This window comes from Sphingomonas sp. PL-96, from assembly GCF_020707215.1.
Classification (GTDB): Bacteria; Pseudomonadota; Alphaproteobacteria; order Sphingomonadales; family Sphingomonadaceae; genus Sphingomonas.
The window spans coordinates 188,430-210,433 of record NZ_JAJFET010000006.1; the positions used below are offsets into that span (position 1 = coordinate 188,430).

General features: G+C 70.1%; 19 protein-coding genes. 6 read left to right on the forward strand and 13 right to left on the reverse strand.

Going from position 1 to position 22,004, the window contains the following annotated elements; all coding sequences use genetic code 11:
• The first annotated feature begins 73 nt into the window (after positions 1-73).
• A complete protein-coding gene (rpoN, locus tag LK533_RS12580) occupies positions 74-1,576 on the forward strand; it encodes an RNA polymerase factor sigma-54 (RefSeq protein WP_229363351.1) in 1,503 nt (500 codons plus the stop codon).
• Between the two features lie 61 nt (positions 1,577-1,637).
• Complete coding sequence (locus LK533_RS12585) at positions 1,638-2,993, forward strand: chloride channel protein (RefSeq protein ID WP_229363352.1); 1,356 nt, start codon at positions 1,638-1,640, stop codon at positions 2,991-2,993.
• On the opposite strand, the gene LK533_RS12590 is transcribed toward LK533_RS12585, so the two are convergent.
• Positions 2,969-3,970 (reverse strand): ligase-associated DNA damage response exonuclease, encoded by a 1,002-nt coding sequence (locus tag LK533_RS12590; protein ID WP_229363424.1) that lies wholly within the window; start codon positions 3,968-3,970, stop codon positions 2,969-2,971. The two genes, LK533_RS12585 and LK533_RS12590, sit on opposite strands and share 25 nt — an antisense overlap.
• A gap of 101 nt (positions 3,971-4,071) precedes the next feature.
• On the opposite strand from LK533_RS12590, the gene LK533_RS12595 reads away from it, so the two are divergent.
• The 3 genes from LK533_RS12595 to pdeM all read left to right on the forward strand — a co-directional run bounded on the left by LK533_RS12595 (position 4,072) and on the right by pdeM (position 7,615).
• Complete coding sequence (locus LK533_RS12595) at positions 4,072-4,257, forward strand: hypothetical protein (protein WP_229363353.1); 186 nt, start codon at positions 4,072-4,074, stop codon at positions 4,255-4,257.
• Between the two features lie 44 nt (positions 4,258-4,301).
• Entirely contained in the window at positions 4,302-6,722 is a 2,421-nt protein-coding gene (locus LK533_RS12600; protein WP_324255297.1) for a ligase-associated DNA damage response DEXH box helicase, read from the forward strand.
• Between the two features lie 230 nt (positions 6,723-6,952).
• Positions 6,953-7,615: a ligase-associated DNA damage response endonuclease PdeM gene (pdeM, locus tag LK533_RS12605; protein WP_229363354.1), complete on the forward strand. Its 663-nt coding sequence runs from the start codon at positions 6,953-6,955 to the stop codon at positions 7,613-7,615.
• A 3-nt stretch (positions 7,616-7,618) separates the two neighbouring features.
• Here pdeM and LK533_RS12610 read toward each other — a convergent pair whose 3' ends face one another.
• The 5 genes from LK533_RS12610 to LK533_RS12630 all read right to left on the reverse strand — a co-directional run bounded on the left by LK533_RS12610 (position 7,619) and on the right by LK533_RS12630 (position 12,684).
• On the reverse strand, positions 7,619-8,308 hold the full coding sequence (locus LK533_RS12610) for a head GIN domain-containing protein (protein WP_229363355.1): 690 nt from the start codon (positions 8,306-8,308) through the stop codon (positions 7,619-7,621).
• A gap of 392 nt (positions 8,309-8,700) precedes the next feature.
• Positions 8,701-9,234, reverse strand: coding sequence for a CarD family transcriptional regulator (locus LK533_RS12615; RefSeq protein ID WP_125959091.1), 534 nt, complete (start codon positions 9,232-9,234; stop codon positions 8,701-8,703).
• A 248-nt stretch (positions 9,235-9,482) separates the two neighbouring features.
• Entirely contained in the window at positions 9,483-9,824 is a 342-nt protein-coding gene (gene fdxA, locus LK533_RS12620) for a ferredoxin FdxA (protein ID WP_125959090.1), read from the reverse strand.
• Positions 9,825-9,860: 36 nt separating this feature from the next.
• Entirely contained in the window at positions 9,861-10,151 is a 291-nt protein-coding gene (locus tag LK533_RS12625) for an RNA-binding S4 domain-containing protein (protein ID WP_229363427.1), read from the reverse strand.
• 25 nt (positions 10,152-10,176) lie between these two features.
• Positions 10,177-12,684 (reverse strand): helicase-related protein, encoded by a 2,508-nt coding sequence (locus LK533_RS12630; protein ID WP_229363356.1) that lies wholly within the window; start codon positions 12,682-12,684, stop codon positions 10,177-10,179.
• A 365-nt stretch (positions 12,685-13,049) separates the two neighbouring features.
• On the opposite strand from LK533_RS12630, the gene LK533_RS12635 reads away from it, so the two are divergent.
• Positions 13,050-14,534: a M23 family metallopeptidase gene (locus tag LK533_RS12635; RefSeq protein WP_229363357.1), complete on the forward strand. Its 1,485-nt coding sequence runs from the start codon at positions 13,050-13,052 to the stop codon at positions 14,532-14,534.
• A gap of 163 nt (positions 14,535-14,697) precedes the next feature.
• Here LK533_RS12635 and LK533_RS12640 read toward each other — a convergent pair whose 3' ends face one another.
• The 7 genes from LK533_RS12640 to LK533_RS12665 all read right to left on the reverse strand — a co-directional run bounded on the left by LK533_RS12640 (position 14,698) and on the right by LK533_RS12665 (position 21,940).
• Positions 14,698-16,332 carry an ATP-binding protein gene (locus LK533_RS12640; protein WP_229363428.1) on the reverse strand — a complete coding sequence of 545 codons (1,635 nt, stop codon included), beginning with the start codon at positions 16,330-16,332 and terminating at the stop codon, positions 14,698-14,700.
• 80 nt (positions 16,333-16,412) lie between these two features.
• Positions 16,413-17,174: a TIGR02186 family protein gene (locus LK533_RS12645; RefSeq protein WP_229363358.1), complete on the reverse strand. Its 762-nt coding sequence runs from the start codon at positions 17,172-17,174 to the stop codon at positions 16,413-16,415.
• Positions 17,171-18,085, reverse strand: a complete 915-nt coding sequence (locus LK533_RS12650; RefSeq protein ID WP_229363359.1) for a sulfite exporter TauE/SafE family protein — start codon at positions 18,083-18,085, stop codon at positions 17,171-17,173. Before LK533_RS12650 ends, LK533_RS12645 begins: the two co-directional genes overlap by 4 nt.
• 40 nt (positions 18,086-18,125) lie before the next feature.
• On the reverse strand, positions 18,126-19,211 hold the full coding sequence (locus LK533_RS12655; protein ID WP_229363360.1) for a hypothetical protein: 1,086 nt from the start codon (positions 19,209-19,211) through the stop codon (positions 18,126-18,128).
• Positions 19,208-20,053 carry a glycosyltransferase family 2 protein gene (locus tag LK533_RS17985; protein ID WP_324255298.1) on the reverse strand — a complete coding sequence of 282 codons (846 nt, stop codon included), beginning with the start codon at positions 20,051-20,053 and terminating at the stop codon, positions 19,208-19,210. Before LK533_RS17985 ends, LK533_RS12655 begins: the two co-directional genes overlap by 4 nt.
• Positions 19,960-20,577, reverse strand: coding sequence for a glycosyltransferase (locus tag LK533_RS17990; RefSeq protein WP_324255299.1), 618 nt, complete (start codon positions 20,575-20,577; stop codon positions 19,960-19,962). Before LK533_RS17990 ends, LK533_RS17985 begins: the two co-directional genes overlap by 94 nt.
• 172 nt (positions 20,578-20,749) lie before the next feature.
• Positions 20,750-21,940 carry an acetyl-CoA C-acyltransferase gene (locus LK533_RS12665; protein WP_229363361.1) on the reverse strand — a complete coding sequence of 397 codons (1,191 nt, stop codon included), beginning with the start codon at positions 21,938-21,940 and terminating at the stop codon, positions 20,750-20,752.
• Positions 21,941-22,004: the final 64 nt, after the last annotated feature.

Here is a 22,004-nt window from a genome sequence, read left to right on the forward strand (position 1 = left end):
TGGCACAGGCCGGGCGCCTTTTGCGTCTCGCACGGCACCGGCAGGCTGATCGCGCTCGAGCGGGGCAGGGTTGATGGCGCTCGGTCCCCGCCTCGATCTTCGCCAGTCCCAGTCGCTGGTGATGACGCCGCAGCTGCAGCAGGCGATTCGCCTGCTCGCGCTCTCCAACCTAGAGATCGAAGGCGTCATTGCCGAGGAGGTCGAGCGCAACCCGCTGCTGGAGGCGGGAGGCGGTGAGGACGCGGGCGACGGCGAGGCGACCTCGCCAGCCGACGTCGCGGTCGTGCGCGACGAACCTGCGGGCGCCGACGAGCTGGTGCTGGTGGGCGAAGCAGGCGGCGAAGCGCTTGACGTCGACATGGCGGCAGAGCGGTTCATCGACGATGGCCCCGGCGACGCGATCGGCGCCCTCGACGGCGGCCTGGGGGCGAGCGGCGCTGGCGCGGGCGGCTCGGGCGAAGAGGGGATCGACCTCGACGGGCTCGCCGCGGACGGTCCCTCGCTTGCCGACCATCTGCTGGCACAGGCGGGGGCGGCGCTGTCCGGCCCCGCGCTGTTCGTGGCGCAGCAGCTGATCGACCAGATCGACGAGTGCGGCTATTTCACCGGTTCGCTGCTGGACGTCGCCAACCGGCTGGGGGTGCCACTCGCCGAGGTCGAGGCGGCGCTCGCGACCATCCAGAGCTTCGACCCGACCGGCGTGGGGGCGCGCACCCTGGCCGAATGCCTGATCCTGCAGGCGAAGGAGGCCGACCGCTACGACCCCTGCATGGCGCGGCTGATCGACAATCTCGATCTGGTGGCAAGGGGCGCGCTGCCGCAGCTCAAGCGGTTGTGCGGGGTGGATGACGAGGACCTCGCCGACATGATCCGCGAGCTGCGCGGCTATGATCCCAAGCCCGGCTGCCGTTTCGGCGGGGAGCGGACGCCGGCGGTGGTGCCGGACCTGTTCGTGGCGCCGCGCGGGGGCGGCTGGGCGGTGGAGATCAACGCGGCCACGCTGCCGCGGCTGCTCGTCAACCGCGCTTACTATGTCGAGCTTGCGGGCGGGCGGCAGGACAAGGCGTCGCGCGCCTGGCTGTCCGAATGCCTCGCCAGCGCCAACTGGCTGGTGAAGGCGCTCGACCAGCGCCAGCGCACCATCATCAAGGTCGCCGCCGAAATCGTGAAGCAGCAGGAGGGCTTCTTTCGCAAGGGCGTGACACAGCTGCGCCCGCTGACGCTGCGCCAGGTGGCCGATGCGATCGAGATGCACGAATCGACCGTCAGCCGCGTGACTTCGAACAAATATCTCAGCTGCGCGCGCGGGCTGTTCGAACTGAAATATTTCTTCACCTCCGCGATCCAGTCCGCGGACGGGGGCGAGGCGGTGTCGGCGGCCGCGGTGAAGGATGCGATCAAGACGCTGATCGCCGCCGAGGATCCCCGCAAGATCCTGTCCGACGACACGCTGGTCGAGCTGCTCAACGCGAAGGGCTTCGACATCGCCAGGCGGACGGTGGCCAAGTACCGCGAGTCGATGGGGATCGGCTCCTCGGTGCAGCGTCGCCGGCAAAAGGCGCTGCAAGGCGGCTGAAGCGGGGGTTTCCCGCGAATCGCGGTTTTCGTCGCAACCGATCTGGCCCAAGAGCCGCAGCATGCCATTCCTGTCCGATCGCACGCGCCGCCTGTGGCGAATCCGTACCCGGCGCGGTGCTCTGGGGCAGTGGCCGATCCTCAAGCGGCGGATCGCAACCGCGGCCGGTGCGGTGCTGCTCGGACTGGTGGCGCTCGCCTTCGCTCGCGCGAGCGACCTTGCGCAGGAGCTGTTCGGCCATGCGGTGGCGCGCTGGCCCTATGCGCCGCTGGTGGCGACGCCGCTCGCCTTTGCGGCGATCGTCTGGGCCACGCGCCGCTGGGCACCTGCTGCGCGAGGGTCCGGCATTCCCCAGGTGATTGCGGCAGGCCAGGCGACCGACAGGATGGCAGCGCAGCGGATGCTGTCGCTGGGCACTGCCGCCAAGAAGCTGGTGCTGACGGTGGGCATGCTGCTGTTCGGCGCGTCGGTCGGGCGCGAGGGGCCGAGCGTGCAGGTCAGCGCCGCGATCATGGTCGCGCTGCATCGCGTGCTGCGCGTGCCGGTCACCGCCGGGGTGCTGATCGCAGGGGGTGCGGCGGGTGTCGCCGCCGCATTCAACACGCCGCTTGCCGGCGTCGCCTTCGCGATCGAGGAGCTTGCCGCCGCCTATGAGCAGCGGGTCGCCATTCTGGTGATGGGCGCGGTGATGATCGCCGGCATGGTCAGCCTGGGCGTGGCGGGCGACTATGTCTATTTCGGCGCCGTCCACCAGACGCTGCGATTCCATCGCGTGCTGTTGCTGGCGCCGCTTGCCGGCGTGCTCGGCGGGATCGCGGGTGGTTTGTTCACCCGGTCGGTACTGGGGTTCAGCGACGGTCGGATCGGTTGGGCGCGCGCACTCAAGGCGCGCCCGGTGCTGTTCGCCGGGCTGTGCGGCGTGGTGGTGGCAGTGCTGGGCGTGGTGACCCACGGGGCGACCTGGGGCACCGGCTATGGCGCGACCCGCACGCTGGTGGAGGGCGGGGCGCTCTCGGGGTGGTTCGGGCCTGCCAAGCTGGTGGCGACGCTTGCCACGACGCTGACGGGCGCGCCGGGTGGCATCTTTGCGCCCTCGCTCGCGATCGGCGCGGGCTTCGGCAATCTGCTGACCGCGCTGTTCCCATACTCCCCGCCGGGTGCGGTGGTGGTGATCGGCATGGTCGCCTATTTCGTCGGCGTCGTGCGCGCGCCCTTTACCGCCGTCATCATCGTCAGCGAGACGACGGCTGCCCGCGGCCTGATCCTGCCGATGTTCGCGGCCGCGTTGATCGCCGACTGGGTGAGTGCTCAGGTGTGTCGCGAACGGCTCTACCACGGCCTTGCCCGCCCGTTCGTGGCGGAGACCAACGCCGCGCCGCCGACCGCACCGGCTCAGTCGTCGTCCTCATCCTCATAGCCGACCAGGTCGAGCGCGCGGGCGCGGATCTGGCGCATGCTGCACCAGTGGACCAGCGCGTCCTCGCGGCCATGGGTGACCCATACTTCCTGGGGCGCGATCTCCTCGATCGTGCGGGTGAGCTCGTCCCAGTCGGCATGGTCGGACAGGATCAGCGGCAGCTCGACGTTGCGCTGCCGGGCACGCTGGCGCACGCGCATCCAGCCGGACGCCATCGCGCTGATCGGATCGGGCAGGCGGCGCGACCAGCGGTCGTTGAGCGCCGAGGGCGGCGCCAGGATGATGCGCCCGGCCAGCTCGGCCTTGGTCGCGCCGGTCGCCGGCCGCAGTTCTCCCAACTCCACGCCATGTGCGACATAGAGGTCGCATAGCCGCTGGAGCGCGCCGTGCAGGTAGATCGGGTCGTCGAAGCCCATCGCCCGCGCCTCTGCGATCACCCGCTGCGCCTTGCCCAGCGCATAGGCACCGACCAGCACGCACCGCTCGGGCTCGGCGCGCAGGGCTGTGAGCAGCTTGTCGATCTCGTCGCGCGTTTCCGGGTGGCGGAACACGGGCAGGCCAAAGGTCGCCTCGGTCACGAACACGTCGCACGCCACCGGCTGAAAGGGGGTGCAGGTGGGATCGGGCCGGCGCTTGTAGTCGCCCGACACCACCACCCGCTCGCCGCGATGCTCCAGCAGGATCTGCGCCGATCCCAGCACGTGTCCTGCGGGCACATAGGAGACCTGGATGTCGCCCAGCCGGACCGTCTCGCCATAGGCGACCGGCCGCCCGTTTTGCGCCCCGTAGCGCGCGTCCATGATCGCAAGCGTCTCAGGCGTCGCCCATACCGTCTCATGCCCCCCGCGCGCATGGTCGGCATGGCCATGCGTGACCAGCGCGCGTGGCACCGGGATCGACGGGTCGATCCACGCATCGGCGTGCGGCAGGTAGATGCCCTGGGGCTTGGGTTCGATCCAGTCGGCGAGGCGCGGCATACAGGACAAACGCACGAGGTCTGCTTCCGAGCCCCAAGGGGATCGAAGCAGCCGTTTGCGTCGTTTAGGCCGGGCGTTCTTCGGGAGAGGAGACCCAGACCGTGGCGGACGAAGTAAGCCTGTGGGGTGTGTTGACGATCATCGGCCCGATCGTGCTGCTGGGCGTGATCATCTGGGCGGTGCTCAACAACCGGGTCTCGCGCCGGCGGCACGAAGAAAGCGAGCGCGCGACGGCCAATCTCTATGACGAGCAGGACCGGATCGACCGCGAAAAGCGCCTGCCCTGAGCCGATCCCTTCCGTTACGCCCGGCGGATCGCCACATCGGCGACGTGCCTGGTGACTCCTCCGATCTTCCGCTTGCCCTTTCCAACTGGTTTGCCGCACGCGGCTGGTCGCCGCGACGCCATCAGCGCGAGATGCTGGCGGCTGCGCGCGCCGGCCGCCACGCGCTGCTGGTCGCACCGACCGGCGCGGGCAAGACGCTTGCCGGCTTCCTGCCGACGCTGGCCGAGCTTGCCGAAGCGCCGGGGGAGGGGCTGCACACGCTCTACATTTCACCGCTGAAGGCGCTGGCTGTCGATGTGCAGCGCAACCTGCTCACCCCGATTGCCGAGATGGGCCTCGACATCCGGGTCGAGACGCGGACCGGCGACACGCCGTCGGACCGCAAGGCACGGCAGCGGGTGAAGCCGCCGCACATCCTGCTGACCACGCCCGAATCGCTCAGCCTGCTGCTCTCCTATCCTGACGCCGACCGGCTGCTGGGGAGCCTCAGGACCATCGTCATCGACGAGGTGCATGCCTTTGCGGCCGGCAAGCGCGGCGACCTGCTCGCGCTCGGCCTCGCCCGGCTGCAGCAACTGAGCCCCGGGCTGCGGCGGGTGGCGCTGTCGGCGACGGTGGCCGATCCGGACGATTACCGCGCATGGCTGGCGCCGCATGGCGACATCGACGCGGTGACGCTGGTCGAGGGCGATCCGGGCGCCGATCCGCGCATCGAGATCCTGCTGCCCAGCGACCGCATCCCCTGGTCCGGTCATTCCGGCCGCTATGCCGCGCCGCAAGTGATGGCGGCGATCGAGGCGCATGCCACCACCATCGTCTTCTGCAACACGCGCAGCCTCGCCGAACTGATCTTTCAGGATCTTTGGAAGTCGAACGAGCGCAGCCTGCCGATCGGCGTCCACCACGGCAGCCTGGCGGTGGAGGCGCGCCGCAAGGTCGAGCAGGCGATGGCGGACGGGCGGCTGCGCGCGCTGGTAGCGACGGCGAGCCTCGACCTTGGCGTCGACTGGGGCAACGTCGATTGCGTGATCCAGATGGGCGCACCCAAGGGCTCGTCGCGGCTGTTGCAGCGGATCGGCCGCGCCAACCACCGGCTCGACGAACCGTCGGAGGCGGTGGTCGTGCCCGGCAATCGCTTCGAATATCTGGAGGCGCGGGCGGCGCTCGACGCAGTGGAAGCCGGCGAACTCGATGCCGAGCTGTTCCGCCCCGGCGCGCTCGACGTGCTCGCTCAGCATCTGATGGCCTGCGCGTGCGCGGAGCCGTTCGATGCTGCGGATATGCTGCAGGAAGTGCGTGCAGCATCACCCTATTCCGCGCTGGATGCGGAGACGTTCGACCGCGTGCTCCACTATATCGCGGAAGGGGGCTATGCGCTGCGAGCGTACGACCGGTTCAAGCGGCTGACCCAGGGCGCGGACGGGCTGTGGCGGGTCAGCCATCCCCGTTTTGTGCAGCAGCATCGCCTGAACGCTGGCATCATCGTCGACGCGCCGACGCTTGACGTACGCTTCCGCAACGGCCGCAAGCTTGGGACGGTCGAGGAATATTTCGCCTCCACGCTTTCGACCGGCGATACCTTCTTCTTTGCCGGCCTCAGCCTGGAGGTGGAGCGGATCGAGCTCACCGACCTGGTCGTGCGCGCGTCCAGCCGGCCGGCGCGCATCCCCACCTATGTCGGCACGCGCATGGCGCTGTCGACCAACCTGGCCCAGCGCGTCCGCAGCTTCCTGCACGACCGGACGCAATGGCAGCGCTTTCCCGACGACGTGCGCGACTGGCTGGAGATCCAGGGCCGCCGCTCGCGCCTGCCGGAACCCGGGCAGCTGCTGGTCGAGACCTTTCCGCACAAGGGGCGGCACTTCATGGTCGCGTACAGCTTCGAAGGCTGGAACGCGCACCAGTCGCTCGGCATGCTGATCACGCGGCGGATGGAGGCGCTGGGCCTCAAACCGATCGGCTTCGTCTCCAACGACTATGCCCTGGCCTGCTACGGGCTGGAGCCGATCACCGATCCGGCCGCGCTGTTCTCGCCCGACATCCTCGAGCATGAGTTCGTCGAATGGGTGCAGGGCTCCAACCTGCTCAAGCGCGCCTTTCGCGAAGTGGCGGTGATCGGCGGGCTCGTCGAGCGCCAGCATCCGGGCAAGCGCAAGTCGGGCAAGCAGGTCACCTTTTCCACCGACCTCATCTATGACGTGCTGCGCAAATATGAGCCGACCCATCTGCTGCTCCAGGCGGCATGGGAGGATGCGCGCGCGCGCATGACCGATGTCGGACGCCTCGCGACGCTGCTGGAGACGGCGCAGGCGCGGATGCTGCACGTCACGCTGGAGCGCATCAGCCCGCTTGCGGTGCCGGTGATGGTGCTGATCGGTCGCGAGCAAGTGCCGCAGGGCAGCGCCGAGGACGCGCTGCTCACCGAGGCGGAAGAGATGGCGGCAGAGGCGATGCGGCTGGATTGAGGTTGGGCTTGCTTCGGGCCGTTCTTCCGTCCCGCACCCGTCCCTCCTCCACGCCCGTTTGTCTTGAGCAGGGATCGAGCTTGTCGAGAGCCCGTATCGAGAGAACCGCGACCGCCGATCTCTCGACACTCCGTCTCAACACGCTCGACGGCTGCTCGAGGCAAACGGGTGTGGCACAGGTCTCGGCCGCAGGACTTGCCGTTCTCGCACCACCGCGGCATAGCGGCTTCATGGTTCGCTTTTCGTTCTCGGGGCACGAGCTGGTCGCGCTGGCCGCGGGCGCGCTGTACTGGCCGGCACGGCGCGCGCTGCTGGTTGCCGATCTCCACTTCGAAAAGGCGAGCTGGTTCGCCCAGTTCGGCCAGATGCTGCCGCCCTACGACACGCTCGCCACTTTGGACGCGCTGGAGGCGGTGGTCGCACGGGTTCAGCCGGCGGAGCTGTGGTGCCTGGGCGACAGCTTCCACGATCCCAAGGGCTGCGCGCGCCTGCCAGTCGCGGCGCAGGAGCGGTTGCGGGCGCTGACCGCGGCATGTGACTGGACCTGGATCACCGGCAACCATGACGCGGGCTTTGCCACCACCTGCGGCGGTGCCGTGCTGGAGGAGGCGGTGGTGGACGGCCTGGTGCTGCGCCACGAAGCCGACCCGCGGGAGTCCCGCCCTGAACTGTCCGGGCATTTCCACCCGAAGCTGCGCGTCACCGTGCGGGGGCGAACGATCGCGCGGCGCTGCTTTGTCGCGACCGCCAGCAAGCTGATCCTGCCGGCCTTCGGATCGCTGACCGGCGGACTGGAGCCGCATCACCCGGAGATCGTGCGTGCGGTCGGTCGCGGCGCGGAGGCGCTGGTGGCGCTGGAAGACCGGCTGCTGCGCTTCCCCGTCGCCGCCTGAGCCTCAGTCCTTCCCGCAGCGCACCGCCGCGGTGCCGCGGACCTGGCACTTCGGCGTTCCCTCCACCGTCACGCTGCCGGCGCCGTTCGCCGTCACGTCGGCGGTGAAGCGGGCGCGGAAGCGGCCGTCGCCCGCACCCTCCTGGCGCAGCACCAGCTCGCGGGCGTCGAGCGCTGCCGCGTCCACGCTGCCCGATCCGGAGGCGGCGACCCGCGCCTGGCGCGCGCTGCCCGCGAGGCTGAGGGTACCGCTGCCCACCAGCGTCGCGACCAGCTGTTCGGCCGCAATGTTCGCCACCGTCAGCACGCCCGTGCCGTTGAGGGCGACCTCCGCACGGGTGCCGGCGAGCCGGTCGGCGCTGAGCTTGCCGCCGCCCAGCAGCGTGATCGCCTGGAGCGGCGCGGTGGTCCGCACGCGGATGGTCACGGGCGCGCGGGCGACTGCAAAGCCGTCCTGCGTCCGCGGGGCGGGGCGGATCGTCAGCACGCCCGAATCGACCTGCACGTCCACCAGCTCGGCGGCCCTGCGGTCCCCAAGCAGCTCGGCACCGGTGCGCCCGCCGGTGACGACCTCCACCACATAAGGCCCGCTGACGCGCAGTCGATCGAAGCGGGTGAGCATCACTGTGCGGGCGGGCGCCTGCGGGGGAGGAGCCGCGCCGGTCATCGCCAGAAGGAGGGGCAGCAGGAACATGGCCGATGCTTCGCACCGCCACCGTCCGGCTGGCAAGTCACGCGTCGTAGCCGCTCGCCGTGCTCCCGCGCAGGGGGGAGCCCAGGGTTGCGGGTGCTACCCGGCGTGCTTCTGCTTGGCCCTGGGTCCCCGCCTGCGCGGGGACAGATGGTGGAGGGTGCTATTGGCCGCACGAGCCCGTTCGTCTCAGGGAGCCGCCAAGCTCGAGGTGGCGCCCCGGGAACCGGCCGCGGCTCTCTCGACACGGGCTCTCGACAAGCTCGATCCCTGCTCGAGATGAACGGATTGGGAGGAGGGGAGGGAAGGGCGAACTCGCGAGATGTGCGCCCCAAAAGAAAAAGGGCGACCACAGGGGCCGCCCTCCTTTTCCATTCCCAAGGATCAACCGCAGCTCAGGCCGCGGTCTTCTCCTTGTTGTAGATCGCGGCCGAGGCACGCAGGATGTCGAGGATCTTGTCGAGCGCCTTGGGCTCCTCGACCTCTTCCATCGCCGCCAGTTCGCGAGCGAGGCGGCTGGCCGCCGCTTCGAAGATCTGCCGCTCGGAATAGCTCTGCTCGGGCTGGTCGTCGGCGCGGAACAGGTCGCGGACCACTTCGGCAATCGACACCAGGTCGCCCGAGTTGATCTTGGCCTCATATTCCTGAGCGCGGCGCGACCACATGGTGCGCTTGACCTTGGGCTTGCCCTTGAGCGTGTCGAGCGCCTCACGCAGCGTCTTGTCCGACGACAGCTTGCGCATGCCGACGCTCTCGGCCTTGTTGGTCGGGACGCGGAGCGTCATCCGCTCTTTTTCGAAGCGGAGCACGTACAGCTCCAGCTGCATGCCCGCGATTTCCTGCTTCTGAAGCTCGATGACACGGCCAACGCCATGCTTGGGGTAAACGACATAATCGCCGACATCAAAGGACAGCGCCTTGGCAGCCATTGGTAGCCTTTCGTGACCGGTTCGCCCCGGGGTCGCGCCTGGACGGGAGGGGCTCAGGCCGATCCGCGCCGCGCTGGGGCTATTCTAAGGGTGCGTCTCCACCGGCGGGCAACCAAATGCCGCCGTCGCGCAGGGATATAGCGCGTCCGGAGCAAAATTGCCAGCGGCGAGTTGCCGTACCCGCACGAAACGGCCCGGAAAACCGCGCTTTCTTCCCGTACGTAGCCGCGCGGGGTGGCGCCGGGGGCTTAGTCGCCCTTGCCGGGTTCGGGCGAGAAGAACTGCTCGTACTTGTTCTCGACGCCCTTCATCGCATCCGCGTCGGGCGGCGTCTGGTCGAGCTTGCGCGTGACGTTGGGCCACTGGGCCGAGAAGGTGTTGTTGAGCTCCAGCCACTGTTCCAGGCCGGATTCGGTATCCGGCAGGATCGCCTCGGCCGGGCATTCGGGCTCGCACACGCCGCAGTCGATGCACTCGGACGGGTTGATGACGAGCATGTTCTCGCCCTCGTAGAAGCAATCCACCGGACAGACCTCGACGCAGTCCATGTACTTGCAGCGGATGCAGGCGTCGGTGACGACGTAGGTCATTGGGGAAAAGGCTCCAGGGGTTCGAACGGGGATGCGTTATGCGGGCAGTCCCGCCTCGTCAACGGGCACGGCGGGGGCGGGTTCCAGCAACTGGTAGCTCTCGGCGGCTTCGGCGGCCGGTCCGCGGCGCCTGGGAAGGGCCAGCACGCGCAGCACCAGCACGCGTCCGTTGCGGGGAAAGGCGACCACCACCCCGGGTCGTACGGGGCAATGCGCGCGGTCGATGCGGCGGCCGTCGATGCGCAGCAACCCGCCCTCGGCAAGGCTCTGCGCGGCGCTGCGGGTCTTCACCAGCCGCGCGAACCACAGGAAACGATCGAGCCGCATCGACTCGGCACCGTGTGGGGTGGGATCAGCCACGCGAAAGGTCCAGCCCGGCAAGTGCGGCAAAGGCATTGCCGGGGCGGGGTGCCGCCGGCGTGCGCGGTGTCGGCGCACGCGGGCGGCCGCGCCACGCCCAGCGCGGCTGGTCGCCCTCGGGCTTGGCGCTGCGGAAGCCGAGCCGCGCCATCAGCTTGGCAATCGTCTCCGCCTGGAGCCCGATCGAGGTCGCCAGCGCTGGGTCCGGGGCGAACGGCTTGTGCCCCTCGCGCGCGTCATGCGCCGCGCGGGCGATGCGCTCGACCAGGTCGACGCGCACCGCCTGGGCACCCAGCCGCCGGAAGCCCCAGGCGCGGGTGTCGCCTGGCAGCACGGTGGCGCCGGCGGGCGGCAACGGCTCGACCGGGCGGCCGTCGCGCGCCGCCAGCAGGGCCGCGCGCCAGCGGGCGGCGGCAGGGCGGAACAGGCGCGCGTCGAACAGGTCGAGCGTGCCGACCGTCACGCCGGCCTGACGCAGGCGGCGGCGATCCTCGGGCGCGAGCACGTCCAGCGCAGGGTCGGCGCTCTCGCGCGGGCTGATCCCGCCCACTTCGGTGAGCGCTGCCGCGACTGCGCGGAGGGGCGCGGTGGCTTCAGGGTCACGCGACAGTGCGGCCAGGCGGGCGAGGACCGGCGCCCGGCGGGCAATCTCGCCCTCCACCCACGCGACGATCCGCTCGCGCACGGCGGTCTGGGCGGCACGGTCGAGGCAGTCGAGGCTGCGGTCGAGCTTGACGGCCGGACGGTCCAGCGTCGGCCCGTTGACGAGCGTCGCGACAGGGAGGCCGTTCCAGCGGATCGCCGGTCGCTCGCCCGGCTCGGCATCGAGCACGAAGGCCTCGTCCGCCGCGCCCGCTAGCGCGGCACCCCGGCGGCGCAGCTCGCCCGCCAGGCCCTTCTCGGCGGCCGAGATCAGCAGGCGCTTGTCGGCGACGCGCGCGTCGGGCGCGACATGGAAGCGGAAGCCTTCGAGGCGCCCGAGTACATGCGCGTCGACGCTGACCTCGCCGTCCTCGCTGACCTCGACCGGCAGGTTGCTCGCGTCCGCACCGATGCGGCGCAGCAGCACGGTGGTGCGCTGATCGACGAAGCGCTGGCGCAAGCGATCGTGGAGCGCGTCCGACAGCCGCTCTTCGATCGCGCGGGTGCGGTCGGCCCAGTGCGCCGGCTCGGCCAGCCAGTCGGCGCGGTGGGCGATATAGGCCCAGCTGCGCGCGGCGGCGATGCGCCCGGCGATCGTCTCGACATCGCCGCCGACATTGTCGAGCCGCGCGATCTCGTCGGCGAACCATTGGTGGGGGATGTGGCCGCGGCCTTCGCTCAGATGCTGGAAGATGCGCCCGACGAAGCGCGCGTGCGGGTCGACGCCCAGCTTGCGGAAGTCGGGCAGGCCGCATGCCGACCACAGCCGTGCGACCATGGCAGGGTGGCGGGCGCGGGCGCGTACCCAATCTTCTTCGGCCAGCCGCTTGAGCACGGCGAGGTCGATCGCCTGGGGCGCGGCGCGCAGCGCGGGGTGGCTGGGCTTGCGCTCCAGGCTCTCGATCAGCGCGTCGATGCTGGCGTAGCTGGGGCTGCCCTCGCGCCAGTAGAGCTGTTCGAGCGGGGGGATAACGTGCCCCTCGATTGCCAGCACTTCCTCCGGCGTAAAGGCGCTCGGCCCTTCCTCGACCAGCCCGCCGAAGGTGCCGTCACGCTGGTGGCGCCCGGCGCGCCCGGCGATCTGCGCCATTTCCGAGATGGTCAGGCGACGCTGGCGGCGGCCGTCGAACTTGCGCAGCGAGGCGAAGGCGACGTGCGCCACGTCCATGTTCAGGCCCATGCCGATCGCGTCGGTGGCGACGAGATAGTCGACCTCGCCCGACTGGAACATCTGCACCTGGGCGTTGCGGGTGCGGGGGGAGAGCGCCCCCATCACCACCGCGGCGCCGCCGCGCATGCGGCGGATCGTCTCGGCCACCGCGTACACTTCCTCGGCCGAGAAGGCGACGATCGCGCAGCGGCGGGGCAGGCGCGACAGCTTGCGCGCGCCGGCATAGGAGAGGGTGGAGAAGCGCGGGCGGTTGATGATCTCCGCATCGGGTACCAGTGCGCGCACCATCGGCCGCAGCGCCTCCGACCCCAGGATCATCGTCTCCTCGCGCCCGCGGGCGCGCAGCAGCCGGTCGGTGAAGACATGGCCGCGCTCCGGATCGGCACCGAGCTGCGCTTCGTCCAGCGCCACGAACGCGACCTCGCGGTCGAGCGGCATGCTCTCGGCCGTGCACAGGAACCACCGCGCGCCCGGGGGCACGATGCGCTCCTCGCCGGTGATGAGCGCCACCTGATGCGCCCCCTTGATCGCCACCACCCGGTCATAGACCTCGCGCGCGAGCAGGCGCAGCGGAAAGCCGATCATGCCCGACGCATGGCCGCACATCCGCTCGATGGCGAGATGGGTCTTGCCGGTGTTGGTGGGTCCCAGCACGGCGGTGAGCGGGCTACGCGCGAACTGGCTCATATCATGGAGAAACATCGGCCTTGGCCGCGCGAAGTGCAAGGGGAGGCGGGGGCGAACCTCCTGCTTGCTCGTCGTCCTGAAGGAAGCCGGAATTCACTGCTGCACCGCTCACGCATTCAGCTGTGCGTCTGGATGCTGACTCGTGTCAGCATGGCGCGACGGGGTTAGTAGCGGGCGTGCCGTGCCGGCCAACGGTGAAAGGGTTCCCGGAATTCCGCGTGCCCGCTCGCCGCTGACCGCCCTGCCGGCACGGCCCGCCGCGCAAGCGGCTGCTCAGGTCGCGCGTTCATTTGACTTTAAATCCTTGGTTGCAGAGGGATCTGGCTCGACCGGGTCGGGCGGTCGGCACAAGGGGCGCGCTTTTCTTGTTTCTGCGCAGCGATCACGAACTGCACTTCGCCGGTGGCGCCAGCGCGCGCTCGTTCGGCCGGATGGAAGCACCCGCACGGGCGCCGACATTGGGCGAGCGGCTGCAGCTGCGCTTCCCCCACTTTGAACTGGCGCCTGATCTGGGCGCGCAGATCGGCTCGCGCGAATGGTGGCGGGGTGCTGCGACCTGTGCGGCGCTGCTGGCGACCGGCTGGATGTTTGCGCCCGGCATCGGCCAGCCGATCCGGGCAGCGGTTCCGGCCGCACTCGAAGGCCGGGACTGGGAAGAGGCGCGCGCGCAGGCGTTTGGCGCGCGGGCGCTGGGCGCCACCAGCGGCATGCGCATGGCAGCGACCCCGGGCGTGCGCCCGCTGGCCGACACGCCCGAGCGCCCGCGGATCGAACTGACCGCAAGCCTGGGCAATGGCAGCGGGCTGGCCGGCGTGCTCAAGCGATCGGGCGTGGGAGCGGACGACGCCGCGCGCGCCGTGGCGCTGATCGACAGCCGTGTCGGATCCGGCGACCTTAATCCGGGTACGCGGCTCGATATCACGCTCGGGCGGCGGGCGAGCAAGTCCGAGCCGCGGCCGCTGGAGAGACTGGCGTTCCGGGCGCGGTTCGACCTGGCACTGGAACTCGGGCGCGGCGAGGCCGGACTTGCGCTCAAGTCGATCCCGATCGCGATCGATCGCACGCCGCTGCGCATCCAGGGGCGGGTCGGCAGCAGCCTGTACCGCGCTGCCCGCGCGGCCGGCGCGCCCGCAAAGGCGGTCGAGGCCTATATCAAGTCGCTGTCGACGCGCGTGCCGATGGGCCGCATCGGCAGCCAGGACCGGTTCGACCTCATCATCGAGCGCCAGCGGGCGGAAACGGGCGAGGTGGAGCTAGGCAAGCTGCTCTATGCCGGGCTCGACCAGGGCAAGCGCTCGGTGCAGCTGCTGCGTTGGGACGAGGACGGCAAGAGCCGCTGGTTCGACCCCAAGGGGATCGGGGAGCGGCGCGGCGGCATGACGATGCCGGTAAGCGGGCGGCTGACGTCCAACTTCGGCGTGCGCGTTCATCCGCTGCTGCACTTCCGCCGCATGCACAAGGGGCTCGACATCGCAGCACCCAGCGGCACGCCGATCCGCGCGGCCGCCGACGGTGTGGTCGCGCGTGCCGGGCGTGCGGGCGGCTATGGCAATTTCGTGAAGCTCAACCACAATGGCGGGCTTGCCACCGGCTATGGCCATATGAGCCGGATCGCGGTGCGGGCGGGCCAGCGGGTGCAGCAGGGCGCGGTGATCGGCTATGTCGGCTCGACCGGCATCTCGACGGGTCCGCACCTCCACTATGAGCTGTGGAAGAACGGGGCTGCGGTGAACCCGCGGTCGGTGTCGCTGGCGAGCGTCCAGCAGCTGACGGGCGCGGACCTGCGCCGGTTCCGGTCGATCTATGCGCAGCTGATGGCGGTGCCGACCGGGGCTGCGAAGGCGGACTGAGGGGTAGCGCCACTCCGCACCCATGTGCTCCTGCGGGCACGAGATCTTTGCAGAAGTTCGCGTCGTGCTCCTGCTTTCGCAGTAGCTGAGCGGGGTTTGGGCGCGCGGTGGGCGTTCATCGCGCAGCCTCGCCTTCGCTAGGGTCCGAGCGGGTGGTTGAGCCCTACCGCCCCGCGCGCCAGCGGCGGATGGTGCGTTCGAGGATCGCCTCCTCGCCGCCGGTTTCGCGCCAGAGTTGCGAGAAGACCGGATCGCCCGAGGCGGGGCGCTGGTGTTCGTCAAGCGAGTCGAACCGCACGCGCACCGGCGTAGTCACGCCTTCGCCCGAGATGATGCACTCGCGGTTGCGCAGCGCCGGGATGGTGTCGAGGAAGCCGCGCGCGCCCTCCGGCATCGCCGCGCGCACGAACGCCTGGTCGCGGTCGTTGTTGAGGCGCATCGAGAGGATGGTGCCGCATTGCGACAGCACACCCTCGGCCAGGTCCGACGGGCGCTGGGTGATGAGGCCCAGCGACACGCCGTATTTGCGGCCTTCCTTGGCGATGCGGCTGAGGATGCGGCCGACCGAGGAGCTGTCGGCGTTGCGCTCGTTAGGGACGTAGCGGTGCGCTTCCTCGCACACGAGCAGGATCGGCCGCTGCGGCTCGTTGCGCGACCAGATGGCGAAATCGAACACCATGCGGCTGAGCACCGCGACCACCACCGAGGTGATCTCGCTCGGCACGCCCGACACGTCGATGATCGAGATCGGCTTGCCGTCGGAAGGCAGGCGGAACACGCGCGACAGGAACGAGGCCATCGTGTCCGCCACCAGCATGCCGGAGAACATGAAGGCGTAGCGGGGATCGGCCTTGATCTCGTCGATCTTGCCCTTGAGCCGCAGGTAGGGCGCGGTGTCGCCCGCGCGGTCCATCTTGCCCATCTCTTGGGCGAGGATGCTGGACAGGTCCGACAGCAGATAGGGGATCGGCGCGTCGACGGTGAGCTTGCCGATCTCCTGCGCCAGCCGGTTCTTGGAGCGGGCGGCGAGCAGGCATTTGGCGAGGATGTCGGCATCCACCTGCCGCTCGGAGCCGGAGGTGGTAAGCAGCACCTCGCAATGCTCCTCGAAGTTCATCAGCCAATAAGGCATCTGCAGGTTGGACACGTCGTAGAGCGCGCCGATCCCGGAAAAGGCGGCGGAATATTCGCCGTGCGGGTCGATCATCACGATGTGTCCCTCCGGGCTCAGCGCGCAGATCCGGTGGAGGATGAGCGCAGCCGCGGTCGACTTGCCGGTGCCGGTCGAACCCAGCAGCGCGAAGTGCTTGCCGAGCATGGCGTCGATCTGAAGCGCGGCACGAATGTCGGTGGTGGGGTAGACGGTGCCGATCTCGATATGCGCACCGTCGCCTGCGGCATACATCTGGCGCAGGTCGGCGGTGCTGAGCGGGTATGCCGGCGTGCCCGGCATCGGGAAGCGGGTGACGCCGCGGCGGAAGCCGCGGAGGCCGCCGCCGCGTTCCTCGTCCGCTTCGCCCAGGAAGTCGATGGCGGCGAGCGCCTGGCGCTCCTCGTCCGGTGCGGCGCGGATCGCGCGCACGTTGGCGATCAGCCAGTTGCCGCCGGCGCGGATCTTCACCTGGCTGCCGATCTGGCCAGCGGCGGCGATGGCGGTGTCGCCGTCATTGGTGAGCGCGGCCACCGTTTCCAGATCCAGCAGGATCTGGCTGGCCGAGCCGGCAACCTCCGTGACGGCACCGATCGCGCGCAGGGGACCGGAGCGCACGCTGCCGGCATCATAGGATCGTGCGCCCATCACGTCTGTCACCGGCAACTCCTTGGGTTCGTTGCCCGACAGATGCATGGTGGAGGGTAAAGATTGCGTTGGCGTAGAGGCTAGAAGCGCCGCCAGATGGCGCCGGCAGCCCAGCCGAACAGCACCGAAAGCGCGACGGCGACCAGGCCGTAGAGCAGCGAATCATGCTCGGCCGCCTGTTCGACGAAGCGCTCGAAGCCCGACTTGCGGATGTCGATCTCCCGCACCGCCGCTGCCAGCACGCGGCCGTCGCGGATCAGGAAGGTCTCGGCGGTGAAGCGCCCGACCGGTACCCGTGCGGGAATGTCGACGCGGGCGCGGTAGAGCACACCATCGGTGATCTCGACTGCGCCCGGTGCCTCATAATACAGGCCGGTGCGGCGCTGAAGGTCGACCAGGCCGGCCGCAAAGCGGGCCTGCTCCTCGGCGGTCGCGGCAGAGGCGGGGGAAAGCTGAAGGCTGTCGAGGCCGAGCTCGTAGATTGCCCGGGTGCGGTCGTCGACCAGCTGGGCGATCGGCTTGGACGAGGCGATCGCGTAGAAGGAAGGCGCGGAACGGAAGCGGGTGCGCGACGCGTTGACCCAGATGCCCGCGACCTTTTCCTTTTCGCGCATCATGATCGACTGCGACGGGCCCTTCACGACCACGACCACGTCGGCGGGATGAGCGGCATCGGGTTCGCGGCCGCCGGGGTAGAGGATCGCGCCGAACAGCAGCAGTTCGGCACCCGTGAAGCTGTACGCGATCTGGATGTCGCGACGCGACACGTCAGGCACCAGCACCGGCTTGGGCGCAGCGCTCAGCAGCAGGGGTGCCAGAAGGAGGGCGAGCGCGCGCCTCACGACAGCTCGATCGTGTAGATCTCGTCCGGGCGCCAGCCGAGGCCCAGTGCCATGCGTCCGGCGACGGCGAGCACCATCAGCGCCAGGATCAGGCGGAGATATTCGGGCTTCAGCACCTGGGCAAAGCGCGCGCCGATCTGCGCGCCCGTGACCGAGCCGATCAGCAGCAACACCGCGAGGACGATGTCGACCGCCTTGGTGGTCATGGCATGGACCAGCGTGGCGGAGGCGGTCACGAACAGGATCTGGAACAGCGACGTGCCGACCACGACGCGCGTGCCCATGCCGAGCAGATAGAGCATCGCGGGCACCAGGACGAAGCCGCCGCCGACGCCCAGCAGCACCGTGAGGATGCCGACGCCGAAGCCCAGCAGCAGCGGTGCGAACGGCGAAATGTACAGGCCCGAGGCGTAGAAGCGCCAGCGCAACGGGAGGGCGGCGACCAGTGGATGGTGGCGGCGGCGTGCGGCCGGCGGTGCCTTTGCCCCGCGCAGCACGCGGATGCTGCCGATCGCCTCCTTCAGCATCAACCCGCCGATCGAGCCGAGCAGCAGCACATAGATGATGGCGATCACGGTATCGATCTGGCCGCTCGCCTGGAGCAGCCGGAAGATGCCGGCGCCCGCGATCGATCCGACCACGCCGCCGACCGTCAGCACGCCGCCCATCCGCACGTCCACCCCGCCGCGACGGAAGTGGGCGAACACGCCCGACACGCTGGCGCCGGTCACCTGACTTGCGGCCGAGGCCGCGGCCACGGTCGGCGGGATGCCGTAGAAGATCAGCAGCGGCGTGGTGAGAAATCCGCCGCCCACTCCGAACATGCCCGACAGGAACCCGACGCCGCCGCCCAGCAGGATGATGACGAGCGCGTTGACCGAAAGGTTCGCGACGGGGAGGTAGAGATCCATCCCCCTCTCGATAGCCGTTCGGCGGGGCGGGACAAAGCCTTCAGAAGTCGGTGCCGAGCGTGAGCGCCGGGCCTGAGCCGGGCGCGGCGTTGCCGGCGACGCGCTGGCGCCATTCGGCGGCGACTCGCAGCGTCGGGCCGCCGGTGGGCACGGTCGCGACGACCGCAGGGCCGACGTCGAGTCGGCGGGCGCCGCGCTGGGCGCCGCCCCAGGTCCCGGCGCCGAGCGACAGCCGGAAGCGCCGGTCCTCGACTAGCGGGTACAGCAGGCGCAGCGCCCCATCGGCATAGAGCTCCCGCCGGTTGCGCACGACCACGCCTGCCTGGCCATAGCCCTCCAGCTCCAGCGGCCCGTAGACTCGCGTCGGATTGATGCCGGTGATCGCGCCAAGGGCCGTGCCGCCGGGTCCCGAATCGAGCGCGAAGCGGCGTTCGAGCAGAAAGGACAGGGGGATGGGCGAGGTCAGCGGCTGCCATTCGAAGCCGAGCCCGGCCTCGCGACCGATGCCCTTCAACGGGGTCGAGAGGCGGCCGGACAGCGACAGCGTCCGGGCAAGCGCATAGCGGATGCGGGCGCCGGCCTGGCTGCCGCCGAGCTGCGCGGGACCGAACACGCCGTTCCCCGCCATGCTGCCGCCGCGCACGACTGCCCAGGCGCTGGCCGACCAGCGACCGGGTCCGGGTGGACGCGGCACGAGCGCGGGTTCGACCGGAGCGGCGTTCTGGGCGGGCGGTGGCGAGCTGGTGGCTGGCGCGGGTGCAGGCACAGGTGTGCGCGGCGGGTCCGCGGCGGCGGCCAGGATGGTGAGCGGCTCAGCCAAACCCAGGGTCGGTGTCGTTCCAGGCGGCGGCGGCGGCGCTTCCGCGACCAGATCCTGCGCCGTAAGAAGCGTCACTTCCGGATCGGTACCCGCATAGGGCGGCACGGCCGCGTCCGCCGATATGCCTGCCAACGCGCGTGCCGCCAGTGGGCGTGTGGTCGGAAGCGTGTCGGCCATGGCGGGCAGGGAGGCGCTTGCCGCGGCGGGCACCGCAAGCGGCGCGCCGGGCCACAGCAGTGCGGCTCGCGCGCCCGTCCAGCCGGCGAGCACCACCAGCAGGAACTTGAGGGGCTGGCCGCCCCTCATGGCACGACTCCGCCGGGCGAGTCGGGCGCCAGCTCGGGGAAATGATGCGCGGTCTTGTCCCAGCGCAGCTCGGCGCCGCGCAGCATCGAGAGGTAGCGGAAGATCGCACGGCGGGCGGCTAGCAGCGCGACCAGATTGGCGATGATCGCGCGCGGGATGGAGCGCGCGCCTTCCTTCCAGCCGCACCGGCTGCCGACGAAATGGGCGCGCATGGCGATGCGCCACGCCAGGAGTGCGCTGTTGCACATCAGCAGGAGGCGCATCGCGGGCGAGACATCCGGCCGATGGGATGCGGTGAGCCAGTGCGCGGCTTCGGTGATGCCCCAGCCGACCAGCGCGACATAGGCGGCGGCGAGCACGGGGATGGCGAGGATGGTGCGGCGATCGCGCATCCGCATCCAGTGGTCGGTCGCACGCCCGCGCGCCGCCCAGCCGGTGCGGTCCCAGCCGGCCAGCGCGATGCCGACCATCCACCGCGCCTTTTGCCGGACGGCGGCGTCGAGTGTCGCGGGGAAATAGGCGTGCACGCCCACGGGCTGGTCACCGCCGCGTTCGCGCACGTTCAGGAACAGGCCCCGACCGCCCAGCATTGCGATGGTGAGCCCGAGTTCATAATCCTCGGTCAGGCTCGCCTCGTCGAAGGGCATGCCGCCCCGCGCGATGGCGATGCGCGACAGCATCGGCACCGCAATCGCGCAGCCGGTGCCAGCCAGCGGCAACCCGGCACCGAGCGCCTGGCGTACCGGCATCAGCTTGCCATGGGCTTCGGCGAATTCGTCAATATAGTGGCCCGAGATCCAGCGCGAACGCGGATCGGGCAGCGGCAGCACCGGCAGCTGCACGGTGGTGGCATGGTCCAGCCCTCGTCGAGCAGCCGCAATTCTTCGGGATGGACCAGATCCTCCGCATCGTGGAGCACCACGCCCTTGAACGGTCGCGCTTCGGCGCGCTGGTCGGCGAGCAGGGCGTGCCACAGGGCGTTCAGGCAGTCGGCCTTGGTGGTGGGGCCGGGGCGCGGACAGACCACCAGCCGGACCCGCCCATCCAGTGCCGCGACCGCCTGGATGGCAGCGATGGTTGCGGGATCGTTGGGATAGGCGCCGGCATAGATGCGATAGTCGGGGTGTTCGAAGCGCGCGAGCGCGCTGCGCAGCATCAGGCCGATGACGGCCGACTCATCCCAGGCCGGCACGAAGATCGCCAGCCGACCCGGCAGGGAGGATCGGGGAGGGCGCGGCGTCTCGATCGCAGGGCGACGAAAACGTCGTCCGAAATGAACCAGATCGGTCCCGAGATCGTCGATCCCGCCGATCAGGAAGCCAAAGGCGGCGAACAGCACAACCTCGTGCAGCGCGCCGTCGAGCAACCCGAGTGCCCCCGCCAAGCCCCCCAAGCGAACCCCCTCCGATTCGGTTGAAGTAACTATGTAGTAAACACGATATTAAGCAAGTCGCGGAAGCCGGACCCGAAGTTTCAGAATTGTCCCGCCACGAACAGGTTTCGCAGGAAGCGTGGACGTGCGCGGGAAGGCTTATGCTTCACACACCCGTTCGCTCGACTGCCATCGCCGTTGCCTCGCCGCCGCCGATGCACAACGTCGCAACGCCGCGCCGGGCGCCACGCGCTTCCATCGCCGACAACAGCGTGGCGAGCACCCGCGCACCCGAGGCGCCGATCGGGTGGCCAAGCGCCGTCGCCCCGCCATGCACGTTCACCCGGTCCTGCGCGATTCCCAGGTCCTGCATCGCGATCATCGCCACGCAGGCGAACGCCTCGTTGATCTCGAACAGGTCGACATCGGCCACCGACCAGCCCGCCTTGTCGAGCACGCGCTGCACCGCGCCCACCGGGGCGGTGGTGAACTGGGCGGGTGCGCGGGCATGGGCGGCATGGGCGACGATGCGCGCGATCGGCGTGAGCCCACGGGCCTCCGCCACGGACTGGCGCGTCAGCACCAGCGCCGCCGCCCCGTCCGAGATCGAGGAGGCATTGGCCGCGGTGATCGTGCCCTCCTGGGCGAACGCCGCCTTCAACGTCGGGATGCGCGCGACGTCGCCCTTCGCCGGCTGCTCGTCAGCGGCGACAGTGACGCTGCCCTTGCGGCCGACCACCTCGACGGGAACGATCTCCCGGTCGAACGCGCCGGAGGCCTGCGCCGCCTGCGCCCTCGTCAGCGATTCGATCGCGAACGCATCCTGCGCCGCTCGCGTGAACTGATATTCGCGCGCGCTGTCCTCGGCAAAGGTGCCCATCGCACGGCCCGGCTCATAGGCGTCCTCCAGCCCGTCGAGCATCATGTGGTCGTAGATCGTGTCATGGCCGATGCGCGCGCCGGCGCGATGCTTGGTCATCAGGTAGGGCGCGTTGGACATGCTCTCCATGCCGCCTGCGACGATCAGGTCGCACGACCCGGCCGCCAGCGCGTCGGCGGCCATCATCGCCGCCTTCATGCCCGATCCGCACATCTTGTTGACCGTGGTCGCCTCGACCGACTGCGGCAGCCCGGCATGGAGCGCCGCCTGCCGCGCCGGCGCCTGGCCCAGCCCGGCCGACAGCACGCAGCCCATATAGGCGCGCTCAATGTCCTCCGGGGCGACGCCTGCGCGCTCGACGGCCGCACGGATCGCGGTGGCGCCCAGCCGAGTGGCGGGCACGGCCGCGAGCGCCCCCTGGAACCCGCCCATCGGCGTACGGGCATAGGACAGGATCACGGTCGGGTCGGCGGTCATGGCATCTCTCCTGCGCAGGCGTCGTTGCGCCTGCCGGGCCGATATAGGGCGCGCCGTTCCCGCT